Origin of the sequence: Catellatospora sp. TT07R-123 (genome assembly GCF_018327705.1) — a bacterium.
Classification (GTDB): domain Bacteria; phylum Actinomycetota; class Actinomycetes; order Mycobacteriales; family Micromonosporaceae; genus Catellatospora.
The window spans coordinates 4,196,598-4,219,751 of sequence record NZ_BNEM01000001.1; the positions used below are offsets into that span (position 1 = coordinate 4,196,598).

Sequence of the window (23,154 nt, forward strand, 5' to 3'; positions counted from 1 at the left end):
TAACCTGAGCGAATCGTCTTCGGGAGGCCACTGTGGGTCGGTTGGATAACTTCAAGGCGAACGTCCGGCGCGCGTACGAGGCGAGCCGGGCCGGCGTGCGCGCCCGGCGGGAGCAGGAGGAGCGCGAGCGGCGGCAGGCCGAGCAGGCGCTGCCCGCCGCCGAGCCCGAGCAGGCCCACCACTCGACGAGCAGCCGCGACGACGCCGACGTGCCGTACGCGCTGCGCATCGGCGCGGCCTGGGGCTGGCGCCTGATCATCCTCGGCTTCGCGCTGTACTACCTGCTCCAGCTGATGGGCAAGGTCAGCCTGGTCATCGTGCCGCTGCTGATCGCACTGCTGCTGGCGGCGCTGCTGTCCCCGGCGGTACGCCTGCTCAAGCGCAAGCGGGTGCACAGCTCGCTGGCGACCGCGATCGTGGTGGTGGCGGGCCTGGGTGCCGTGGTCGGCACGCTGTGGCTGGTGATCAGCCAGTTCCTGGACGGCCTGCCGCAGCTCATCGACAAGGGCACCGAGGGCGCCAAGAAGATCCCCGGCTGGCTGAAGACCGGGCCGCTGCACCTGACCGACCAGCAGCTCGACAACCTGATCAAGCAGTTCACCGACATGATCAACGCGAACAAGGACGCGCTGACCACGGGGGCGCTGACCACCGCGACCACGCTGATCGAGGTGCTCAGCGGCCTGTTCCTGGTGATCTTCTCGCTCTTCTTCTTCCTGCGCGACGGCCGCTCGATCTGGCGCTTCCTGCTGAAGCTGCTGCCCAAGAACGCCCGCGAGCCGCTGGACCGCGCGGGCGTGGCGGGCTGGCGCTCGCTCGGGTCGTACGTGCGGGCGACCGTCCTGGTCGCGTTCATCGACGCGGTCGGCATCGGCATCGCGTTGGTCGTGCTGCGGGTGCCGCTGGCGCTGCCGCTGGCCGCGCTGGTGTTCCTCGGCGCGTTCATCCCGATCGTCGGTGCCACCCTGTCCGGCGCCGTCGCCGTGCTGGTCGCCCTGATCGCCACCAACAACTGGGTGACGGCGCTGCTGGTGCTCGCCGCAGTGATCGCGGTGCAGCAGATCGAGGGCCACCTGCTCCAGCCGCTGATCATGGGCCGGGCGGTCGCCCTCCACCCGCTCGCGGTGATCATCGGCATCGCGGCGGGCGTGTCGCTGGCCGGGATCATCGGCGCGCTGATCGCGGTGCCGCTGATCGCGGTGCTCAACACCGCGATCCGTCAGCTGGTCGGCGCCCGGCCGCCCACGAACGCCGAGGTCGCGGCCGTCGCGGTTCAGCCCGCGGCCGGTCCGGAGAACCCGCCGAAGTAGGGCTGCGGCGGCTGGCCCGGCGGCGGGTAGCCGGGGAACGCCGGGTAGGCCTGGTAGACCGGGACCGGTGGCGGCGGCAGCAGCGGCAGCGGCACCACCGGCTCCGGCGGCGCGGGCACCGGGCGGGCCACCCCGTCCGGGAAGACCACCTGGTAGGAGCTGCCGTCCCAGTGCGCCGGGGGCATCTGCGGGTCGCGGCCCGCGTAGACCTGCCGGGCCGCGAAGAGCTGGGCCAGCAGTTGCGACTCCTCCTCGGCGCTGGCGGCCCGCTGCGCGTCGGTCCGGTCCAGCCCGCGGATCATGCCGTCGCGCACCAGGGCCAGCCGGGTCGCCGCGAACTGGAAGTCGCGCATCGCCTTGCGGCCGGCGTCGCCCGCCACCCGCCGGGCCCAGACCTTGGCCGCGTGGCGGCGCCCCAGCGTGCCCAGCGAGGCGACCTCGGGCGGGGTCAGCCAGCCCGCCGCGGCGTACGCGGGCAGCACCTGCAATGCCAGCCTGCCCTCGCGGGCGCGCACCCACAGCGCGACGCCGACCATGAACAGGAACACCGGCATCATCACGGCGATGTAGCCGTACAGGAAGAACAGCGGCGTGTACTCGGCCGACAGGACCGCCATCAGGTTCCACGAGCCGTGCATCATCATCGCCAGCAGCAGGCCGCACAGCGGCGCGCAGATGCGCACCACCCGGCGGGGCGAGCGGGCCGCGATGCCGATGCCGACGCCGGTCATCGACGTGAACAGCGGGTGGGCGAAGCCCGACAGCAGGATGCGCAGCAGGAACATCATGAACACCAGCTGCGCCCCGGAGTACGGCCCGTACTGCGAGTTGGCGTCGGAGTAGCCGTGCCCGCCGAGGTAGAGGATGTTCTCGACCATGGCGAAGCCGACCCCGGACAGTCCGCAGTAGACCAGGCCGTCGGTGATGCCGGACAGCTCCCGGCGCATGAACCAGAAGATCAGCAGCGGGCCGAGCGCCTTGCCGCTCTCCTCGACCACCGGGGCGACCACGGTGGCCACGATCGCGTCGGGCAGGCCGACGGTCTCGAAGAAGAACCTGTTCACCAGCAGCGCCAGGCCCGTGGCCGGGAACGCGCCCCAGACGAACGCGCCGACCAGCAGCCACGGCGGCTCCGGCTCATACCGGTCCAGCCACAGGAACACGCTGACCAGCACCGGCACCGGCAGCACCGCGGCGACCAGGCCGATGGTGAACGCCTGCGGGCCGAGGTTCCAGCCCAGGTAGCCGAGCATCCCCACGGCCGAACCGGCGACGACCACGATGGCCAGTCCCAGCGCCAGCCAGCGCCGCCAGCCCCGCTTCGGCCGCGGCGGCGGGGCCGGCGGCGTCGGCGACACGGCGTCGGCGGCCAGGTAGGACGGCAGCGCGGCGTACGGGCTGCCGTCGGCGGTGTGATCGGCCATGCCCGCAGCCTACCCACCGGTGTCCGCCGCTGCTCGTCCCGTCGATCGACCGAAAGGGCCGGGACGGGGCGCGTCCGGGATCGCTATACTGACGCCCAGGTTACGAGTGTCAGCCGCCCCGCCGTCCCGGCGCGGGCAAAGCCCCGGCTCGCTGACCGGCAACCCTCTGTGTTCGCGGCGGGGTGCCCCGGGTGATGACCAGGCCCAGTCCGACGGTCGTGCTGGGCAAGCGCGGACCTCCTGCCTGTCACCGCAGCCGGGGTCCCTGACCCCGGAGGTGCCCCCGTGACCGCTGTCGCCACCCGTTCGTGCTCCACCGACGCGCCCGCCGTGCCCGTCGAGCCGGTGCGCGTCGCCGCCGCCGATCTGACCGTGCTGGGCGTGCCCGGCCAGATCAACCTGGACTACGCCGCCACCGCGCCGTGCCTCAAGGCCGCCGCCGACGCCGTCACCGAGCTGCTGCCCTGGTACGGCTCCGTGCACCGCGGCGCGGGCGCCCTGTCCCAGCGGTGCACGCTGGCCTACGAGCGCGCCCGGCAGACCGTCGGCGACTTCGTCGGGGCCCGCGCCGACGACCACGTGATCTTCACCCGCAACACCACCGACGCGCTGAACCTGCTGGCCGCGGCCCTGCCCGCGGGCACCACCGTGGTCACCTTCGCCGGTGAGCACCACGCGAACCTGCTGCCGTGGCACCGTGCCATCCGCCTGCCCGTGCCCGACTCGGCCGCCGCCGCGGTGCGCTACCTGGCCGCCGCGCTGGCCCAGGTCCGCCGGGACTCCCCCGACGGCCCGGTGCTGGTCGCGGTCACCGGGGCCAGCAACGTCACCGGCGAGCTGTGGCCGGTGCGCGAGCTGGCCGACATCGCGCGCCGGTTCGGCGCCCGGACCGTCGTGGACGCCGCCCAGCTCGCCCCGCATGTGCCGGTCGACCTGGGCACGCTGGACGTGGACTACCTCGCCCTGTCCGGGCACAAGCTCTACGCCCCGTTCGGGGCGGGGGTGCTCGTCGGCCGGGGCGACTGGCTCGACGCGGCGGAGCCGTACCTGGCCGGAGGCGGGGCGACCAGCGGCGTCGGCGACGCCACGCACGACGTGCGCTGGAACACCGGCCCGGCCCGGCACGAGGCGGGCACGCCGAACCTGTTCGGCGCGGTGGCGCTGGCCGCGGTCTGCGCGACGCTGGAGGCGGCCGACCGCGACGCGCTGCACCGGCGCGAGCAGCTGCTGCTGGCCCGGCTGCGGGCCGGGCTGTCGACCATCCCGGGCGTCGCCGAACTGCGCACCTTCGAGCCCACCGCCCCGCGTATCGGGGTGGTGTCGTTCGCGGTGCGCGGCCGGGACTCGTCCGAGGTGGCGGCCTACCTGGCCCGCGAGCACAACATCGGCGTACGCGACGGCCTGTTCTGCGCCCACCCCCTGGCCCGCCGCCTGCTCCAGGAGGCCGCCGACCGCCACCGCTGGCCCACCACCCCCACCACCGCCCTCCGCGCCAGCATCGGCCTAGGCACCACCGAACCCGAGGTAGACGCGTTCGTCGCCGCCCTCGCCGCCCTCTAGCCCGCCCTCTAGGCGTCGATCATGAACTTATGGCACGGTTCGACGGCGTGTCTTGTGCACGGCTTCCTGATCAACTAGCCGCCTCTGGGCCCGCCGACGGGCCGGGGGCGGGTGGGGCGGGGGCGGGTGGGCGGCGGGTGTGGGCGCGGCGGACGAGGCGTTCGGCGTCCTCGCGGGGCAGGCCGGTGGCGCGGAGGAGGTCGGTCGCCGTCGAGCGGACCTGGGCGTAGACGACCTGGCCGGAGAAGTCCAGGCCGGCGGTGTGGGCCTCGCGGGCGGCGCGTACGGCGCGTACGCCCGCGTCGCGGCTGTCCTCGGGTTCGCGGGCGGCGGCCAGGTCCCGGCGCAGCAGGTCGACCGCGTCGGCGAGCTGGTGCACCGCGTCCACCAGCGGCGGCGGCACCTGCTCGCCGTCGCGCAGGATCGACGTGATCCGGCGTACCAGCACCCGGCTGTTGCGCAGCGCCCGCGCCAGATGGTCGGCGGCGTCGATGTACTCGGTGAGCGCCGCCCGCTTGCGCCAGTGCACCGGCGCGATCGTGGACAGCTCGCGCCCGGCGGTCAGCGACTCGCCGAACGCCCGCAGCTGCGCCTCGGCCTGGCGCATGTCCCCCAGCGCCGCCTGCGCCACGTCGGCGTCGCGGTGCTCCAGCGCGTCGGCGCCCTCGTGCAGCCCGCGCGACAGGCTGTCCAGCAGCGGGGCCACCGCCCTGCTCACCACGGTCAGCGGGTTCAGCGGCAGCAGCAGGCCCATCACCACCAGCGCCACCGCACCGCCGACGACCGCGTCGACGAACCGGCTCAGGAAGTAGTCGGTGGTGGTCGGCAGCAGCGTGGCCACCAGGATGCCGGAGGACGCGGACTGGCTGACCAGGGCCGCCGAGCCGCCCAGGAACACCGCCAGCGACATGGCCAGGAACACGACCAGGGCCAGCTGCCACACGCCCCGGCCGATGTACAGCACCAGCAGCTCGCCGAGCAGGATGCCGACCGCGTTGCCCGCGACGATCTCGAACGCGCGGCGCATCCGCTGCCCCATCGAGATGGCCAGCGTGACCACGGCCGCGATCGGCGCGAAGTACGGCTGGCGGTGCCCGATCAGGTCGTGCGCGACCCACCACGCCCCGCCCGCCGCGATCGCCGCCTGCGCCGCCAGCAGGGCGCCCGCCCGGACCCGGCGCGCCCGGTCGCCCAGGGTGACCCGGGTGCGTCGGCCGAGCTCAGCGGCGTCCATGACACCACTGTGGCGCAGACCGCATCGCGAGCCGTGCCGATGCGTCAAGATTCAGCCATGGCCGAGGTAGCCCGTTTCGTCGCCACCGCCCGCGCCGCCGGGGCGACCGCCCCCGACGACACCCTGACCGCTGTCGGGACCGAGCTGGTCAACCGCTGGTCCGAGCCGCACCGCTTCTACCACGACCTGTCCCACCTGGCCGCCACCCTGGACCTGGTCGACGACCCGGTGATCGAGCTGGCGCTGTGGGGCCACGACGCGATCTACGACCCGACCGCCGCCGACAACGAGGAGCGCAGCGCCGAGCTCACCGCGGCGTTGCTGTCCGAGTGCGGCCTGCCCGCCGCCGTGGTCGAGGAGGCGGTCCGGCTGGTACGGCTCACCGCCGGCCACGCCGTCGACCCCGCCGACCGCACCGGCACCCGGCTCGCCGACGCCGACCTGGCGATCCTGGCCGTCCCGTGGCCCGACTACTGCACCTACGTCGCCGGCGTACGCGCCGAGTACGCCCACGTCCCCGACGAGCTCTGGCAGGTGGGCCGCGCCACCGTCCTCCGCAACCTCCTGTCCCTCCCCCAGCTGTACCACCACCACCCCACCTGGGAGGTGGCAGCCCGCACCAACCTCACCCGCGAACTGTCCGCCCTCCACGCCCCGGCTCCCGCCGCCGACCCCGAGGCCAGTTGATCAGGAAGCTGTGCACGGGACACACCGTCGAACCGTGCCACAAGTTCATGATCAACGCACGGGGGGGCGTGCGGCGGTGGCCAGGTGTTTGGGGAGGCGGAGGTTGGCGGTGCGGAGGAGGCGGGCTATGTCGCGGGCGGTGACGTGGGTGGCGCCGAGCCATATCGCCACCGGGACGAGTTCGGACGGGATGTCGTAGTGGTCGCGGTCGAAGCCGCGGCGGGGGGCGCCCAGCAGCTCGGCGAAGGCGTGCAGCTCGGCGCGGGAGACGTCGCTGACCAGGTGCGCCCACAGGCGGTTGTGGGCGGGCCAGACCGGGTTGTCGACGTAGATCACCCGTTCACGCTAGCGTGCTCGGGTGACCTTGCTCGATGAACTGCGCGGCGCGCTGGGGCCCGATCGGGTGATCACCGATCCCGACCTGCTCGCGTCATACCGGCGGGACGAAGCGGATCTGGTCGAGGCGGGGGTGCCGCTGGCCGTCGTACGCCCGCAGTCCACCGCGGAGGTCGCCGCCGCCGTCACCGCCGCCGCGCGCCACGGCGTGCCGGTCGTGGCCCAGGGCGCGCGCACCGGCCTGGCGGGCGGCGCCAACGCCGTCGACGGCTGCCTGGTGGTCTCCATGCTCGGTATGGACCGCATCCTGCACCTCGACCCGGCCAACCGGATCGCCGTCGTCCAGCCCGGCGTCGTCAACGCCGCCCTGGCCCGCGCCGTGGCCGCCGAGGGGCTGCGCTACCCGCCCGACCCGGGCTCGTGGGAGTCCAGCACCATCGGCGGCAACGTCGCCACCAACGCGGGCGGCATGTGCTGCGTGAAGTACGGCGTCACCACCGAGTACGTGCTCGGCCTGGAGGTCGTGCTCGCCGACGGGCGGGTGCTGCGCACCGGCCGCCGCACCCCGAAGGGCGTCGCCGGATACGACCTGACCAGGCTGTTCGTCGGCTCCGAGGGCACCCTCGGCATCATCACCGAGATCACCGTGGCGCTGCGCCCGGCCGCCGAGGAGTCGCTGACCCTGGTCGCGGTGTTCCCGACCACGGCCGCCGCCGGGGACGCGGTGAACCGGATCTTCTCCGCCGGGCTGTCGCCCAGCCTGCTGGAACTGCTGGACCGGGTGCACCTGGAGGCGATCGAGGCATACCGGCCGATGGGCCTCGACACCACAGCGGCCGCGCTGCTGCTGGCCTCGGCCGACACCGGATCGCGGGCGGCGGCCGATCTGGAGCGGATCGCCGAGGCGGCGACCGCGGCCGGGGCGATCGAGGTGTGGCAGGCCACCGACGCCGAGGAGGCGGCGCAGCTGCTGCTGGCGCGACGGCTGGCGCACCCGGCGATGGAGCGGCTGGCCGTGTCGCTGTACGAGCACGGCGGGCTGATCATCGACGACGTGGCGGTGCCGCGTACCCGGCTGGCCGAGCTGCTCGACGACGTCGCCGAGATCTCCGCGCGCCACGGCGTGCCGGTCGGGGTCGTCGGGCACGCCGGGGACGGGAACATGCACCCCAACATCGTGGTCGACCGGGCCGACCCGGCCAGCGTCGCCGCGGGCCGCCGCGTCTTCGACGAGATCATGGAGCGCGGCCTGGCGCTGGGCGGCACCTGCACCGGCGAGCACGGCGTCGGCCTGCTCAAACGCGACTGGCTCGCCACCGAACTCGGCGAGGTCGGCGTGGACGTGCACCGCGCCATCAAGGCGGCGCTGGACCCGTCGGGGTTGCTCAACCCGGGCAAGGTCCTCGCCGCCTGAGCCGGCTCTCGCTCTCGTCCGGCTAGACGGTGGCGGCCAGACGGGCGGCGTCGGCCGCGACGTCGTCCGGCATCCGCTGCGACTCCCGCTCGGCCTCGACGTGGGACAGGTACCTGGCGATCTCGGCCTCGACGGTGGCCGCGTCCCAGCCCAGCACCGGGGCCATCAGCTCAGCCGCGCGGCGGGCCGTCGCCGAGCCCCGGTGGGCGGTCTCGAACGAGATCCGGGTACGCCGGGACAGCACGTCGACCAGGTGCCGGGCGCCCTCGTGGCCGACGGCGTACACCACCTCGGCGCTCAGGTGCTCCGGCGCTCCGGGCAGCGGCTCCTTCAGCGCGGCGTCGGCGTCGATCAGCGCCAGCAGCTCGGTGGTCAGCGTGCCGTAGCGCTCCAGCAGGTGCTCGATCGCCCCGGCGCTCAGCCCGTGCCGCCGGGCCAGGTCGGCGCGGTCGCGCCACATCGCCTGCCAGCCGTCGGCGCCCAGCAGCGGCAGCCCGGCGGTGCCGCTGGCCCGCACCGTGCCCAGGCGGCGGGCCGCGCGGTCGATCACGTCCTGTGCCATCACCCGGTACGTGGTGAACTTCCCGCCCGCCACCAGCAGCAGCCCGAGCAGCGGCTCGACCACCGCGTGCTCGCGGGACAGGGCCGAGGTGGAGTCGGACTCCCCCGACAGCAGCGGCCGCAGCCCGGCGTACACGCCCTCGATGTCGGACAGCCCGATCGGACGGTCCAGCACCGCGTTGACGTGCGAGAGCAGGTATTCGATGTCCTTGGCCGACGCGGCCGGGTGGTCCCGGTCCAGCGCCCAGTCGGTGTCGGTGGTGCCGATGATCCAGTGCCCGCCCCACGGGATGACGAACAGCACGCTCGTCGCGGTACGCAGGATCAGCCCGACCTCGCCCGTGATCGCCGAGCGCGGCACGACCAGGTGCACGCCCTTGGACGCCCGCACCCGGAACCCGATCTTCGCGTCGGGCAGCCACGACGACACGTCGCCGCTCCACACGCCCGTCGCCGCGACCACGGTGCGGGCGCGCACGTCGAACTCCCCGGTGCCGTCGCTGACCCGTACCCCCGTGACCTCGCGGGCCTGGCGCAGCAGGCCCACCGCGCGCACCCCGGTCACCACGGCCGCGCCGAGGCTGGCCGCGGTCCGGGCCACCGTCACCACGAACCGGGCGTCGTCGACCTGCCCGTCGTAGTAGCGGATCGCCCCGGCCAGGCCCTCCTCCCGCAGCGACGGGAACAGCCGCCGCGTCCCGGCCTGGGTCAGGTGCCGGTGCAGCGGCATCCCGCGCCCGTGCCCGACGATCCCGGCGAACGCGTCGTAGAGCGCGACCCCGGCGCCGTAGTAGACCCGGTGCCAGGCGCGCCGGGCCACCCCGGACACACCCTGCTGCTCGGCGGGCAGCGGCACGAGGAACGGCACCGGCCGCACCAGGTGCGGGGCCAGCCGGGTGGTGAGCAGGCCGCGTTCGCGCAGCGCCTCGTGCACCAGCGGGAACTCCAGCTGCTCCAGGTAGCGCAGGCCGCCGTGGATCAGTTTGGACGAGCGCGACGAGGTGCCGGAGGCGAGGTCGCTCGCCTCGATGAGCGCGACCCGCAGGCCGCGCGAGGCGGCGTCCAGTGCCGCACCGGCACCGGTCACTCCACCCCCGACGATCAGGACATCGAACTCTTCTTCGCGAAGCCGGCGCAGGTCGGCACTGCGGCGCTCTGGCGAGAGGGCGCCGGCGGCAAAGCGGGACACGCTGCGGTCACGCATCCCATCACGGTACCGTGCGGCTGTGTCCTCATACGGTGATCGACAGGGTGTTCCGCACAACTCGGGCGCCCCCGGATCGCAGCAGGGCGGGTGGCCTGCGGCGACGTGGGCGCCGCCGCCTCCGACCGGGGCGAATCCGGCTGCGGGCATGAAGATCCTCGCCGTCCTGCTCGGGCTGTGGGCCGTGTGCTTCGCCGTCGCCAGCCAGTACGGCCTCGTCTTCTGGGAGCAGCTGCTCGGCCAGTTCGGCCTGGAGGCCCCCGGCTGGGTCTGGCTCGCCCCGGCGGTGGGCGCCGCGCTGCTGGTGGGCGGCCCGGCCGCGCTGCTGGCGTCCCTGCCCCGGCACGAGGGCGTACGGGCCACCGGCCGCGCCTTCCTCGCCGGTGCCGGTGCGCTGACCGTCGGCTGCCTGCTGCGCCTCATCCCGGCCACCGCCAACGAGCTGTACCTGCTCGCCCTGGCCGCCGTCGCGGCCGTCGCCGCATGGCTGCTGTCGCGCCGCGCCCGCCCGGCCGCCCGGCCCGCCGCAACTGTCCCGCCTCCGGCCGAGGCCGATGTGCCCGGATCGGACAGTGCCGTCGCGGCGTCGCGTCCGGCCGCGCCCGTGGTGGACGACTCCGTCACGGCACGCCCGCAGGCGACGCCGGGGGCGCTGGGGTGGGCCGTGCTCGCGGGCGTGGCGGTGCTGGTGCCGTTCCTGTGGGCGGGGGCGCTGGGCGGGTTCACCGAGACGGTCACGGCCCTGCTGGCGGCGGCCGCGGTCGGCTGGTTCACCGCGACCGTGCTCGGCTGGGACCTGTGGCGGCACTTCACGACCCGGGGCAGGCCGACCCTGGTGCTGGTCGGCGGCCTGGTGGCGGGCGTGGTGCTGACGCTGGTGGCGGCCGGGACCGGCGCCGCCGGGGTGCAGCTGCTGACGCTGCTGGTGCTGCCGCCGCTGGGCTTCGCGGTGGCCGCGCTGGCCCCCGCCAGCCCGTCCGGCCGGGCCACCCTGGTCACGGTGGCGCTGGCGGTCTTCGGCCCGCTCGCCTTCGTCGACCCCGACGAGATCAACCTCAGCCTGTACGACCACGACGTCCCGTACTACGTCTTCCTCGCGGCCCTGGTCTCGCTGGCGATCGCCCTGATCCTGGGCCTGGCGTACGGCCTGGGCCTGCTGCGGACCATCCGCACCAGGACCGTCACCGCCCCGTACGCCCCGCCCCCGGTGCCGCCGCACGCGGTGCCGGGCCATCCGGCCGCGCCGACGCCGTACCCGGTCCCGCCCGGCGCCCCGGCGGGCGGCTGGTACGGAACGGCCGGACCGGCGCCGTTCGTCGACACGCTGGCGGTGCGGCCGCGCACCAGCAACCGCGCCCTGGCCACCGGCCTGGCCGTGGTGCTGGGCCTGGGCGCCGGCGCCTTCTACCTGTCCGCCGGACATCCCGGCCTCTACGGCGACCAGCTGTTCGTGGTGCTCAAGGACCAGGCGCCGCTGACCGGCCTGCCGACCACCACCGGCCTCGGGCCCGGCCGCGACGCCCGGGTCGCCGCCGTCTACCACCGGCTCGTCGAGCACGCCGAGCGCACCCAGGCGCCGCTGCGCCGCGACCTCGACCGCTGGCACTTCGACTACCAGCCGTACTACCTGGTCAACGCGCTGCGGGTGAACGGCGGCCCGGAGCTGAAGGCGTGGCTGGAGACGCGCGACGACGTCGACCGGGTGCTGCTCGACCAGCGGCTGAGGCCGCTGCCCCGGCCGATCGGGGTCAGCCACGGCACGCAGACCCAGCCCCCGGCGCTGACCCAGTGGAACCTCCAGCAGGTCGGCGCACCCGACCTGTGGAAGCGCGGCATCACCGGCTCGGGCATCGTGGTCGGCGGCTCCGACTCCGGCGTGGACGGCACCCACCCGGCCCTGTCGGCGCAGTACCGCGGCGGCGACGACTCCTGGTACGACCCCTGGTCGGGCAGCACCACCCCCAACGACCACAACGGCCACGGCACGCACACCATGGCCACCGCCGTGGGCCGCGAGAACGTCGGCGTCGCCCCCGGCGCGCAGTGGGTCGCCTGCGTGAACCTCGAACGCAACATGAGCAGCCCCTCGCTGTACCTGGACTGCATGCAGTTCATGCTCGCGCCGTTCCCGCACGGCGGGAACCCGTTCACCGACGGCCGCCCGGCGCGCGCCCCGCACGTGCTGACCAACTCGTGGGGCTGCCCGCCGATCGAGGGCTGTGACGCCACCGTGCTGCGCCCGGCCACCGCCGCCCTGGCTGCGGCCGGGATCGCCTTCGTCGCCGCCGCGGGCAACACCGGGCCCCGGTGCGGCTCGCTGGACACCCCGCCCGCCACCGACCCGGCGTCGATCACCGTCGCGGCCGTGAACGAGCAGCGCCAGATCACCGACTTCTCCAGCCGGGGCCCGGCCGACGGCAAGCCCGACCTGGCCGCCCCCGGCGACGAGGTGCTGTCGGCGATGCCGGGCAACACGTACGCCAAGCTCAGTGGCACCTCGATGGCGACTCCGCACGTCGCGGGCGTGATCGCGCTGCTGTGGTCGGCGCACCCGGAACTCGTCGGCGACCTGCCCGGCACCGAGCAGCTGCTGCGCCGCGGCGCCAAGCCCGCCGTCCCCACCGGCTGCGGAACGGAGGCGGACCAGGCCGGCGCCGGCATCGTCAACGCGGCGGACGCCGTGACCGCCGCCGCGGGGTAGCGTTGACCGTCATGATCGGCCCGTACGAGCCGCACCACCGTGCCGCCGTCACCGGCCTGCTGGAGCGGTCGCTGCTGGCCGACGACGCGGCCGAGGCGGCCGAGATAGTCGACCTGCTGGCCGGGTCGACCGGCTTCGTCGCGATCGACGGCGACGAACCCGACGGCGAGGTGGTCGGGGTGGCCCTGGGCAGCACCGGCCATCGCGACCCGGCGGTCGGGCACCTGGACCTGCTCGCGGTCGACCCGGGCCACCGCCGCCAGGGGCACGGCCGGGCGCTGGTCGAGGCGGTGGAGGAGATGCTGCGGGGGCGCGGGCTGACCGCGGTCCAGGTCAGCGGCAACGCCCCGGTGCACGCCTGGCCCGGGGTGGACGTGCGGTACACGCCCGCGCTGTGCTCGCTGGCCGCGCTCGGGTACGCGCACGACCGTACGGCCTGGAACATGACCGCCGAGCTGGTCGAGGGCTCGCCCGCGCTGCGCGAGACGCGCTCGGCCCAGGAGCGGCTGGCCGCCGCGCACGTCGTGGTACGCGCCGCGACCCCGGCCGACCTGCCCGAGCTGCGCCCGATCATCGCCGCCGAGTGGGACGCGGCCTGGGTGGCCGAGGTGGAGCGGGCGATCGGCGGCCACGGCGGCTGCCAACTGGCCTTCCGCGACGGAGCGCCGGTCGGCTTCGCGGCCTGGGGCGGCTGCCGCCCGAGCTGGTTCGGCCCGATGGGCACCCTGCCCGCCGCGACGGGACTCGGCATCGGCGGCGTGCTGCTGCGCCGGTGCCTGCGCGAGCAGGCCGATCGAGGGCTGCGCAGCGTCCAGATCGGGTGGGTGGGGCCGGTGAGCTTCTACTCCGGCGCCGCGGGGGCTGTCATCGAGCGCGTGTTCTTCCTGCTCCGCAAGCCCCTCTAGCCTCCGGTGGCAGGGAAGGGCACCTTGTCGTCGCCTTCCGTGGTGGAAGGGCACCTTCTCAACGCGACAGCCGGCGCATGCGTCGATTGCACCAATTTTCATGTTCGGGCGCAATGTCGCGAACGCTGCGCGACGATGAGGACGTGGCAGCCTCGTCGTCAGTCCCGGGCAGCGCCGCGGAGGCGCACGGCGCGGCGATCATGGTCTCGACCGCGGCGGCGGTGGGCGGATTCCTCTTCGGATACGACACCGCCGTCATCAACGGCACCGTGGACGCGCTGCAGGAGACCTTCCATCTCAACTCCGTCGTCCTCGGCCTGGTGGTGTCCTCGGCACTGCTGGGCTGCGCCGTCGGCGCCTGGTTCGCCGGTCCGCTGGCCGACCGGCTCGGCCGGGTACGGGTCATGCTCATCGCCGCCGCCCTGTTCGTCGTCAGCGCGATCGGATCGGCACTCGCCTTCGCCGCCTGGGACCTGACCGTCTGGCGCGTCATCGGCGGCCTGGGGGTCGGCGCGGCGAGCGTCATCGCCCCGGCGTACATCGCCGAGGTGTCCCCCGCGCACATGCGCGGCCGGCTCGGTTCGCTCCAGCAGCTCGCCATCGTCAGCGGCATCTTCGTCGCCCTGCTGGTCGACTACCTGCTCGCCGACGTCGCGGGCGGGGCGATGGCCTCGGTGCCGTGGGGCGGCGCGGCGTGGCGGTGGATGTTCGCCTCCGCCGCGATCCCGGCGGTGATCTACGCGGTGCTCGCGCTGCAGATCCCGGAATCGCCGCGCTACCTGGTGCGGCGCGGCCGCCTGGCCGAGGCCCGCAAGGTCATCAAGCGGCTGATCGGCGGCGACGTCGACCAGCGGATCGAGGACATTCAGCGTACGGTGAGCCGCCCCGGCGAGAAGGTGCGCCTGTCCGACCTCAGAGGCCCGCGCCTGGGCCTGCTGCCGATCGTCTGGGTGGGCATCCTGCTCTCGGTGTTCCAGCAGTTCGTCGGCATCAACGTGATCTTCTATTACTCGTCGACGCTGTGGGCGTCGGTGGGCTTCAGCGAGTCGAGTTCGCTGCTGATCACGGTGATCACCAGCGTCACCAACATCATCACCACGCTGATCGCGATCGCCCTGGTCGACCGGATCGGCCGCAAACCGCTACTGCTCATCGGCGCGGCGGGCATGGTGGTCACGCTCGGCACGATGGCCTGGTGCTTCTCCACCGCCACGCAGACCGTCAACGCGGCGGGCGAGTCCGTGACCATGCTCAGCCCCGACGTCGGCAAGGTCGCCCTGGTCGCGGCGAACCTCTACGTCGTCGCGTTCGGTATGAGCTGGGGCCCGGTCGTCTGGGTGCTGCTGGGCGAGATGTTCAACAACACGATCCGCGCGACGGCACTGGCCGTGGCCGCCGCCGCCCAGTGGGTGGCCAACTGGCTCATCAGCACCACCTTCCCGGCGCTGGCCAGCATCGGCCTGACCTTCGCGTACGGCCTCTACTGCCTGTTCGCGCTGCTGGCCTTCATCTTCGTCTCGAAGGCGGTGCACGAGACCAGGGGCCGCGAGCTCGAAAGCATGTGACGCACACGGGAAAGGCCCCGGCCGAAGCCGGGGCCTTTCCGCTGTTCATACGCTCGCGATCCCGAGAGATCAGCAGAGCTGCCGCCTCTGATCCCGAAAGATCAGAAGTCCATGTCACCGCCGCCGGGGCCCGCCGGGGCGGCCGACGCCTTCTCCGGCTTGTCGGCCACGACGGCCTCGGTGGTGAGGAACAGGGCCGCGATCGAGGCAGCGTTCTGCAGCGCCGAGCGGGTCACCTTGGCGGGGTCGATGATGCCGGCCTTGAGCAGGTCGACGTACTCGCCGGTGGCGGCGTTGAGGCCCCAGCCCGGCTCGATGTTGCGCACCTTCTCCGACACGACGCCACCCTCGAGGCCCGCGTTGACGGCGATCTGCCGCAGCGGGGCGTCGAGCGCGACCCGGACGATGTTGGCACCGGTGGCCTCGTCGCCGCTCAGGTCGAGCTTGTCGAACGCGGTCTTGCCGGCCTGCACGAGCGCCACGCCGCCACCGGCGACGATGCCCTCCTCGACGGCCGCCTTCGCGTTGCGGACGGCGTCCTCGATGCGGTGCTTGCGCTCCTTGAGCTCGACCTCGGTGGCCGCGCCGACCTTGATCACCGCGACACCGCCGGCCAGCTTGGCCAGGCGCTCCTGCAGCTTCTCGCGGTCGTAGTCGGAGTCCGACTTCTCGATCTCGGCGCGGATCTGGTTCACCCGGCCGTTGATCTGCTCGGCGTCACCGGCACCGTCGACGATGGTGGTCTCGTCCTTGGTCACGACGACCTTGCGGGCGCGGCCCAGCATGTCCAGACCGGTGCTGTCGAGCTTGAGGCCGACCTCCTCGGACACGACCTGGCCGCCGGTCAGGATCGCGATGTCCTGCAGCATGGCCTTGCGGCGGTCGCCGAAGCCCGGGGCCTTGACGGCGACGGACTTGAAGGTGCCGCGGATCTTGTTCACGATCAGGGTGGCCAGGGCCTCGCCCTCGACGTCCTCGGCGATGATCAGCAGCGGCTTGCCGCTCTGCATGACCTTCTCGAGGATCGGCAGCATGTCCTTGACGTTGGAGATCTTGCCGTTCACGATCAGCAGGTAGGGGTCCTCCAGGACCGCCTCCATGCGCTCGGGATCGGTGATGAAGTACGCCGAGTTGAAGCCCTTGTCGAAGCGCATACCCTCGGTGAGCTCCAGCTCCAGACCGAAGGTGTTGCTCTCCTCGACGGTGATGACGCCTTCCTTGCCGACCTTGTCCATCGCCTCGGCGATGATCTCGCCGACGGTGGTGTCAGCGGCGGAGATCGAGGCGGTGGAGGCGATCTGCTCCTTCGTCTCGACGTCCTTGGCGAGCTTCGACAGCTCCTCGGCCACGGACGCCACGGCGGCCTCGATGCCCCGCTTCAGGGCCATCGGGTTCGCGCCGGCGGCGACGTTGCGCAGGCCCTCGCGGACCAGCGCCTGAGCCAGGACGGTCGCCGTCGTGGTGCCGTCACCGGCCACGTCGTCGGTCTTCTTGGCGACCTCCTTGACCAGCTCGGCGCCGATCTTCTCGTACGGGTCCTCGAGCTCGATCTCCTTGGCGATGCTCACACCATCGTTGGTGATGGTGGGGGCGCCCCACTTCTTCTCGAGCACGACATTGCGACCCTTGGGGCCGAGCGTCACCTTTACGGCGTCAGCGAGGATGTTCATGCCCCGCTCGAGGCCGCGGCGCGCCTCCTCGTCGAACGCAATAATCTTGGCCATAACGGCGTTGTCCTCCTGGACAAGTCCCGAGGTCGGACGGCTGGCCCGCGACGACCGGCTGCCACCATTCAGCAGCCCCGCCAGTCCGACTCTTGGTTTCGTTTTGGCACTCACCACAGGAGAGTGCCAAACACCTGTTTAGCACTCTCGCCCCCCGAGTGCAAGCGAACCGACCGATGATCACACGCGTTCGCCCGCCGGACACATCGAGAACGGTTCACCTTCACCTTCGCGCGCGGGCGGCGCCGCGTACGGCGATCAGCCCAGCTCCGCCGCGAGCAGCGAGGTCCGGACCAGCTCGCCGGTGTGGCCCCGCGCCTCCGCGTACGCGACGAGCACGCCGCTGAACTGCACAACCGACAGCGGCAGCAGCACCAGACCGGCGACCAGGCTCACCGCCACGTCGAGCACGGCGACGGGCAGCACGTCGGTGAGCTGCGCCATGACCGCGAGGCGGGCCAGCAGCGAGTCGAGCACCAGGCCGAGCAGGCTCACCAGCCCGAGCGGCACGAGCCGGCCGGTCGTCGGCCAGAACCGCGCGTGCGTCAGCGTCCGGGAGCGGGTCATCGGCGCGGCGCGCTCGAACAGGTACGCGGGCCCGAGGAAGGCGACGCACAGGCAGAGGTAGGCCGCGAGCAGCACCGCCGGGAGCAGCCCCAGCCAGCTCTGGGCGGCCTGGACCGAGCAGCACAGCAGCACGTAGAAGACGATGCCGACCAGCGCGACGGCGGCCACGTGCCAGACGGTGAGGCCGACGAAGCGGCGCAGGCCGTAGCGCAGGGCGCCGCCGAAGGTGACCGGCTGCGCGTCCGCCTGCCGGACCGCGGCGTACGCGGCGGCGGCGTACCCGAGCATCCGCGGTGCCAGCAGCAGCACCAGGGCGACCAGCGACGTCTGCGCCATCGAGGTGACCAGCACGCTGGAGTCGGCGACCCGCGACAGCGGTCCGATGCCGTGTACGCCGGTCACGCCGTACACCACCAGCACCTTGAAGACCAGCGACGGCAGCAGCTGGGTCAGCGCGAAGAGGCCCAGCAGCACCGGCCAACCGCGACGCAGCACCCCGCCGACCCGGTGCGCCCAGCCGGCCATGCCGTCGACCACCGGGTTGACCAGGGGGTCCTCGTCGCCTCCCACCGGCACGAACGCTTCGGCGGGCGGCAGGTAGCCGATCAGCTCGGGTGTCTGCGTGTCGGGATCGTACGGATCGGAGACCGGTCCGAGCATGCTGCCGCTCCATCGGAGATCGGGTAAGGGCCGATCAGTGTGGCACGGTGGCCAGCCCGGCGCTGCCCCCTGCGCGAAGCGCCAACAGCAACAGAAAAGCCCTGATCCCGTTAGGGATCAGGGCTTTTCCAGCGTCTCTCAAGCTTTGATGGCCGAGCGGTCAGGCGATGACCCGGACCTTCTCCGCCTGGGGGCCCTTCTGGCCCTGTGCGATCTCGAACTCAACACGCTGACCGTCGTCGAGCGCCTTGTAGCCGTCCATCTCGATCGCGGAGAAGTGGACGAACACGTCCTGCCCTCCGTCGACCGCGATGAAGCCGTAGCCCTTCTCGCTGTTGAACCACTTCACGGTGCCCTGTGCCACGGTGCACTTCCTCACTTCTGTAAAGCTGGGTCGCCGTTCAGGCCGACCCGCGGCTGGGTGTTGTCAGCCGTCCTCGCACGCTACACGAGCACCCGCACCCTCGCACAGCCCCAAAACGGACCTGTAGCGCTCCCATTACAGTTCGACAGTCGGCAATCTGACGGAGAGCACGCTCTCCGGCGTGACCGGGGAAGTCATCCCACGGTTGGATGAATTGTGAATCGCCACGGTCGCCATGCCAGACGCGGCGGCAAACCAGGAACGTTGATGCCTCTAGCGCTCACGGTGATGTGCGCGGCGGGGCTGTTCATCGCCGGTGGAGTCGCCCGCGGCATGCAGTTCTTCAACGGACTCGTGCACCGCGTCGCCCCGAACCTGGCGCTGCCGATGGTGCCGCCGCCCGAACTGCCGCCGGTACGGCTGGACACCGCGGGGTTCGCGAGCTGGGCGATGCTCGACCGGCGCACCGGCATCATGGCGGGCTCGACCAACCTGGACGCCACCAGCGACACCATGTCCCTGGTCAAGGTATGGCTGGCCGCCGACTTCCTGCATCGCAACGAGACGCCGGACCAGGGCAGCCTCGACCGGATCACCATCATGATCCGCGACTCGAACAACGCGGCGGCCGACGCCTTCTACGAGCGCAACGGCGGCCAGGTCGGGATCGAGCGCATGATCGAGACCTGCGGGCTGACCGACTCGGCGCCGTACGCGCAGCCCTGGTGGTCGAACACGACCGTGTCCGCGCGCGACGTGGCCCGGCTCGGAGCCTGCATCGCCGACGGCCGGGCGGCCGGGCCCACCTGGACCGGGTGGCTGCTGGACCAGATGCGCGGGGTGCGCGGTCCCGGCGATTTCGGGCCGCGTACGGCGTTCCCGCTGGACGAGGCGGCGCACATCGCCATCAAGAACGGCTGGCTGCTGCGGGCCGAGGACCGGCTCTGGCACATGTCGTGCCTGGCGGTCAACGACGAGTGGAGCATCGGGGTGCTGCTGCGATACCCGTCGGAGCTGGGCTTCGAGCACGGCACACAGCTGTGCCAGTCCGTCGCCGCGCAACTGATGCCGGTCCTTACCGATCACTGAGCGTCACCGCGCGCGCCGAAAGTCAGCACGGATGAAGAAGGGCACCTTCTCCTCGCCAGGCGAGGAGAAGGTGCCCTTCCCCACCTCGCTAGGCGGGGCGGCGCGATTGGACGGTGCGGAACCGGGACGCCACGAACGCGCCGTCGGTCAGCGCCGCGTTGGCCGCCGCGTTCGCCCCCGACGCGTGGAAGTCGGAGAACGCCGCCGACTGGTTCACGAAGACGCCGCCGGTGAGGTTCGCCGACAGGTGCACGCCGACCTCCAGGGACGCCTGCTCGACCGCGTCGAGCACGGCCTCGTCGGTGCTGTACACCGCCGCGGTCAGCGCGCCCTTGGCGCCGACGGTCTGCCGGAACACCTCGATGCTCGCGCGCGTGCTCGCGGTCGGCACCGCGAAGGTCACCGGGCCGAAGCACTCCGCGGCATAGCCGTCGGTCGCCGTCACGATCATGGGGGTACGGCACACCGCCCCCGGGTACGCCGGGTGGGCCAGCTCGGTCGAGTCGAGCACCACGTCACCCAGCTTGCGGGCGCCGTCCATCCGCTCCAGCACCGCGTCGTTGACGATCGCGCCGGTCAGCTCGACCGCCTTGGCCGCGTCGCCGGTGATCGCCCGCACCGCGTCGGCCACCCCGGCCACGACCTCGTCGAAGCTCTTGTGCCCGGCCTCGGTCTCGATCCCGGCCGCCGGGATGAGCAGGTTCTGCGGGGTGGTGCACATCTGGCCGCTGTACAGCGTCAGCGAGAAGGCCAGGTTGCGGCACATGCCCGCGAAGTCGCCGGTCGAGTCGACGATGACCGTGTTGACCCCGGCCTTCTCGGTGTACACCTGCGCCTGGCGGGCGTTGTCCTCCAGCCAGTCGCCGAACGCGGTTGACCCGGTGAAGTCGATGATGCGCACCTCCGGCCGCAGCGCCAGCTCGGCCGCGACCGGGTTGTCCCGCGTGTCGACGGCCAGCTGCACCGTGTTCGGGTCGAGCCCGGCCTCGGCCAGCACCTCGCGCGCCACCTGCACCGTGATCGCCAGCGGCAGCACCGCGCCCGGGTGCGGCTTGACCAGCACCGGGTTGCCGGTGACCAGCGAGGCGAACAGGCCCGGCCACGAGTTCCAGGTCGGGAACGTGTTGCACCCGATCACGAGCCCGATGCCGCGCGGCACCACGTGGTACGTCTTGGCCAGCGTGTCGGCCTTCTTCGTCCAGACCACCGACGACACCTGCCGGGTCTGCTCCGCGTAGCCGTAGGCGACCGCCTCCAGGGCGCGGTCCAGCGCGTGCGGGCCGCCGGCCTGGAAGGCCATCACGTACGGCTGGCCGGTGGTCGCGTGCACCGCGTTGGCCAGCTCGAACACGCGCTTGTGCAGCCGCGCCAGAATCTCCAGGCACACCCCGGCGCGCACGCGCGGACCGGCGTCCCGCCACGAGGGCAGCGCCGCGGTGGCGGCGGCGATCAGAGCATCGACGCCCGTACGCGGGTAGCGCACGCCCAGCGCGACGCCGAACGGCGACTGCTCCGGCGCGACCCGGTCCTGTGCGGGCTGGTCCAGCGGGAAGTCCTTGCCCAGCAGCGCCTCGAAGGCGGCCTTGCCGTCGGCGGCGGCGGTCTCGCCGTACACCTTCGGGCTGGGCGACTCGGGGTAGGCCGACCAGTAGCCGCGCTCGGTGATCGCCCGCAGCGCGCCGGTCAGCAGCTCCTCGTGGGTGGCGAAGAGGTCGGTGACGGTAGCAGTCATGTCTGCCATCATGCCCGACGGCGTGACCGCGGCCACCATCCGCGTCAGCATTCGCGCACCTTGAAGTCGTCGTCGACCTCGATGTACGCGTGCGACACATAGATGCCCTCACCCACCCTGTCCCACAGGTCGGTGCTGCGCACCGTGCCGTCGACCTTGTCGCCGCGCACCTGGCACCGGATCGGCACCTGCGCGTGCTCGGCCGCCCCGCCGCGCACCGCGGCCCCCAGCCGCGGCCCCGACCGCACCCGCAACGGCTCGCCCTTGGGCGTGTCCACCGTCCCCCGGTCGCCGTCCCCCGTCCACAGGAAGGTGACGTCCACCCAGTCGTTGCGGTCCAGCCCCAGCCCGTCCCAGAACGCCCCGTCGGCGAGGTCGATCCCGGCCGGATTGCTCACCTTCCGGCCGCTCTCGTCCTTGCCCCGGTGGTAGCCGTCCTCGTACGCCGCCTGCGCCTCCGGCTTGCCCCGGGGCAGGTCGTCCCACGAGTGCCGGTTCTCGGCCCAGTAGTCGTCCATGGTGTTCCACGGGCCGACGTCCCACACCGGCAGGAAGACGCAGCGGTCGTTGCCCTCGTGGCAGACCCGTACGCTGCGGTCGCCCTCGCCCTGGTCGGACAGGCCGCGCCAGGACGGCAGCGCCGCGAACCAGTCCCGGTTGGTGATGGTGTGCCCGTTGGCGGTACGCCAGCCGACCAGGCCCTCGCGGGTGGCGAACACCCGGGCGGTCAGGGTGCCGCCGGCCTGCGGGGAACGGGCCTGCGCGACGGCGGTGGTGACGGCGGCGATCGTCAGCGCCGGAACCACCGCGACCACGGCGAGCAGGGAGTAGAGCAGTCGCGGCCTCATACCCCCGCAACGATCATGCCCCTTTCCCCGACATCCCCCATTCATCCCCTTTTACCCGATTAATCCGGCCACTGACCTGCGCCGACGCCCGTCCCACCCCGCCCTTCAGGCGCCGAGTTGCCGGGCAATCGGGGTAATGGGCGGTCAAGATACGCCCGATTGCCCGGCAACTCAGCCGATCTTGAGGGGTCAGAGTTCGCGCTGCCAGTTCTGGGCGCCGTGGACCGGGCGGTAGCCCATCTCGTCGTTGATGGCGATCATGTACGAGTTCTCCGCGGCGTTGAACGTGTCGATCACCTCGACCAGGGGCGCCTCCGCGCGGAACCGGCGCAGGTTCTCCAGCTTGACCAGGGTGCCCAGCCGGTGGCCGCGGTGGTCCGGGTCCACGATCGTGATCTGCTGCCACGCGTGCCACGGCACGTCCTCGATCGTGGTGATCGCGGTGAACGCCGCGAGCTGCCCCGTCGCCTCGTGCACGGCGCCGACGCGCCACGCCTGCCGGCCCCGGGCGCGGTCCACCTGCTCGCTCTGGCGCATCCGGGCGGTGTCGATCTGCTCGGGCTCCAGTTGCAGGTCGCCCATGGGCGCGTCGGAGATCAGCCGCGAATCGAGGTACGCCACCCCGGCGACCAGGTCGTCCGGGGTGTCCTCGCGCCAGTGCACCAGGCGGTAGCCCTCCGCCTTCGCCTGCGCGTGCGCATACAGCCCGGCCAGCACCGCCTCGTCGAGCGAGGCCAGCTCCAGCCGCCGCTGCACCTCCGGCAGCGTGCTGCCGAACCCCATCGCCGCGCCGAACGCCGCGCCGGCCCCGTCGTGCGCGGGCAGGTCCGGCAGCGACAGCGAGCTGTGCGACATCAGCACGGTACGGCCGTTGTCCGCCGCCACCGACAGCACGAAGTCCAGCAGCTGCCGCCCGATCCCCTGCCTGCGGAACCGCGGGTCCACCTCGATGGTGAAGCTCAGGTTCCGCAGGTTCTCCTCGGTGGGCAGCGAGATGTCGACCCGGCCGACCGGCTCGCCGTCGCGCAGCGCCACGTGGAACAGGTTGCGCCGCCCCGGATACTCGTGCGTCAGCAGCAGCCGCACCAGCCGGGGTGGCATCGGGGGAAAGTGCGGCACCTCATGTCGCCGTACCTGTTCGGTCGCGTGGCACCATTGGTCGATCGCGGTCGCGTCGTCAGGGCTCAGCCTGGTGATGGTGAGGGTCATGCCGCACAGGGTGCCCGCGGCCCGTCCGCCACCGCATCCGGTTTTCCCCCGGAAGTGGCG

The 23,154-nt window shown here is 72.7% G+C and carries 18 protein-coding genes and 1 riboswitch; of the genes, 8 read left to right on the forward strand and 10 right to left on the reverse strand.

The genetic code is table 11. The features are described from left to right. The first annotated feature begins 32 nt into the window (after positions 1-32). Positions 33-1,310, forward strand: a complete 1,278-nt coding sequence (locus Cs7R123_RS18180; RefSeq protein WP_212828008.1) for an AI-2E family transporter — start codon at positions 33-35, stop codon at positions 1,308-1,310. On the opposite strand, the gene Cs7R123_RS18185 is transcribed toward Cs7R123_RS18180, so the two are convergent. Next, on the reverse strand, positions 1,274-2,734 hold the full coding sequence (locus tag Cs7R123_RS18185) for a PrsW family intramembrane metalloprotease (RefSeq protein ID WP_212828010.1): 1,461 nt from the start codon (positions 2,732-2,734) through the stop codon (positions 1,274-1,276). The genes Cs7R123_RS18180 and Cs7R123_RS18185 overlap by 37 nt on opposite strands. 98 nt (positions 2,735-2,832) lie before the next feature. Further along, positions 2,833-2,972: riboswitch (SAM riboswitch) on the forward strand. 92 nt (positions 2,973-3,064) lie between these two features. Between Cs7R123_RS18185 and Cs7R123_RS18190 the strand changes: the two genes are divergently transcribed. Next, positions 3,065-4,294, forward strand: a complete 1,230-nt coding sequence (locus tag Cs7R123_RS18190) for an aminotransferase class V-fold PLP-dependent enzyme (protein ID WP_212829248.1) — start codon at positions 3,065-3,067, stop codon at positions 4,292-4,294. A 70-nt stretch (positions 4,295-4,364) separates the two neighbouring features. Here Cs7R123_RS18190 and Cs7R123_RS18195 read toward each other — a convergent pair whose 3' ends face one another. Then, entirely contained in the window at positions 4,365-5,528 is a 1,164-nt protein-coding gene (locus Cs7R123_RS18195; RefSeq protein WP_212828012.1) for an aromatic acid exporter family protein, read from the reverse strand. Positions 5,529-5,585: 57 nt separating this feature from the next. Between Cs7R123_RS18195 and Cs7R123_RS18200 the strand changes: the two genes are divergently transcribed. Further along, positions 5,586-6,215: a metal-dependent phosphohydrolase gene (locus tag Cs7R123_RS18200; RefSeq protein WP_212828014.1), complete on the forward strand. Its 630-nt coding sequence runs from the start codon at positions 5,586-5,588 to the stop codon at positions 6,213-6,215. Between the two features lie 51 nt (positions 6,216-6,266). Here Cs7R123_RS18200 and Cs7R123_RS18205 read toward each other — a convergent pair whose 3' ends face one another. After that, entirely contained in the window at positions 6,267-6,551 is a 285-nt protein-coding gene (locus Cs7R123_RS18205; RefSeq protein WP_212828016.1) for a DUF4031 domain-containing protein, read from the reverse strand. 22 nt (positions 6,552-6,573) lie between these two features. On the opposite strand from Cs7R123_RS18205, the gene Cs7R123_RS18210 reads away from it, so the two are divergent. Further along, on the forward strand, positions 6,574-7,965 hold the full coding sequence (locus tag Cs7R123_RS18210) for an FAD-binding oxidoreductase (RefSeq protein WP_212828018.1): 1,392 nt from the start codon (positions 6,574-6,576) through the stop codon (positions 7,963-7,965). Positions 7,966-7,987: 22 nt separating this feature from the next. Here the strand turns inward: Cs7R123_RS18210 and Cs7R123_RS18215 are convergent, their stop codons facing one another. Further along, complete coding sequence (locus Cs7R123_RS18215) at positions 7,988-9,730, reverse strand: glycerol-3-phosphate dehydrogenase/oxidase (protein ID WP_212828020.1); 1,743 nt, start codon at positions 9,728-9,730, stop codon at positions 7,988-7,990. Positions 9,731-9,878: 148 nt separating this feature from the next. Here Cs7R123_RS18215 and Cs7R123_RS18220 point away from each other — a divergent pair, with 148 nt between their 5' ends. The 3 genes from Cs7R123_RS18220 (at position 9,879) to Cs7R123_RS18230 (ending at position 14,901) form a co-directional block, all read left to right on the forward strand. Beyond that, the gene (locus Cs7R123_RS18220; protein ID WP_244871897.1) at positions 9,879-12,431 is read left to right on the forward strand and encodes a S8 family serine peptidase; all 2,553 of its coding nucleotides are present in this window, start codon (positions 9,879-9,881) and stop codon (positions 12,429-12,431) included. 2 nt (positions 12,432-12,433) lie between these two features. Beyond that, positions 12,434-13,336 (forward strand): GNAT family N-acetyltransferase, encoded by a 903-nt coding sequence (locus Cs7R123_RS18225; protein WP_374706965.1) that lies wholly within the window; start codon positions 12,434-12,436, stop codon positions 13,334-13,336. A 113-nt stretch (positions 13,337-13,449) separates the two neighbouring features. Further along, a complete protein-coding gene (locus tag Cs7R123_RS18230) occupies positions 13,450-14,901 on the forward strand; it encodes a sugar porter family MFS transporter (RefSeq protein ID WP_212828024.1) in 1,452 nt (483 codons plus the stop codon). A gap of 101 nt (positions 14,902-15,002) precedes the next feature. Here the strand turns inward: Cs7R123_RS18230 and groL are convergent, their stop codons facing one another. From groL to Cs7R123_RS18245, 3 genes are all read right to left on the reverse strand, one after another. Continuing rightward, positions 15,003-16,625 carry a chaperonin GroEL gene (gene groL / locus Cs7R123_RS18235; RefSeq protein WP_212828026.1) on the reverse strand — a complete coding sequence of 541 codons (1,623 nt, stop codon included), beginning with the start codon at positions 16,623-16,625 and terminating at the stop codon, positions 15,003-15,005. Positions 16,626-16,883: 258 nt separating this feature from the next. After that, positions 16,884-17,852 (reverse strand): hypothetical protein, encoded by a 969-nt coding sequence (locus tag Cs7R123_RS18240; protein WP_212828028.1) that lies wholly within the window; start codon positions 17,850-17,852, stop codon positions 16,884-16,886. Between the two features lie 160 nt (positions 17,853-18,012). Beyond that, positions 18,013-18,216, reverse strand: a complete 204-nt coding sequence (locus tag Cs7R123_RS18245) for a cold-shock protein (protein ID WP_033342363.1) — start codon at positions 18,214-18,216, stop codon at positions 18,013-18,015. A 267-nt stretch (positions 18,217-18,483) separates the two neighbouring features. Between Cs7R123_RS18245 and Cs7R123_RS18250 the strand changes: the two genes are divergently transcribed. After that, positions 18,484-19,305, forward strand: coding sequence for a serine hydrolase (locus tag Cs7R123_RS18250; RefSeq protein WP_212828030.1), 822 nt, complete (start codon positions 18,484-18,486; stop codon positions 19,303-19,305). Positions 19,306-19,393: 88 nt separating this feature from the next. Here the strand turns inward: Cs7R123_RS18250 and paaN are convergent, their stop codons facing one another. From paaN to Cs7R123_RS18265, 3 genes are all read right to left on the reverse strand, one after another. After that, a complete protein-coding gene (gene paaN / locus Cs7R123_RS18255) occupies positions 19,394-21,037 on the reverse strand; it encodes a phenylacetic acid degradation protein PaaN (protein ID WP_244871898.1) in 1,644 nt (547 codons plus the stop codon). Between the two features lie 44 nt (positions 21,038-21,081). Next, the gene (locus Cs7R123_RS18260; protein ID WP_212828032.1) at positions 21,082-21,885 is read right to left on the reverse strand and encodes a hypothetical protein; all 804 of its coding nucleotides are present in this window, start codon (positions 21,883-21,885) and stop codon (positions 21,082-21,084) included. A gap of 189 nt (positions 21,886-22,074) precedes the next feature. Next, positions 22,075-23,094, reverse strand: a complete 1,020-nt coding sequence (locus Cs7R123_RS18265; RefSeq protein ID WP_212828034.1) for a GNAT family N-acetyltransferase — start codon at positions 23,092-23,094, stop codon at positions 22,075-22,077. Positions 23,095-23,154 lie beyond the last annotated feature (60 nt).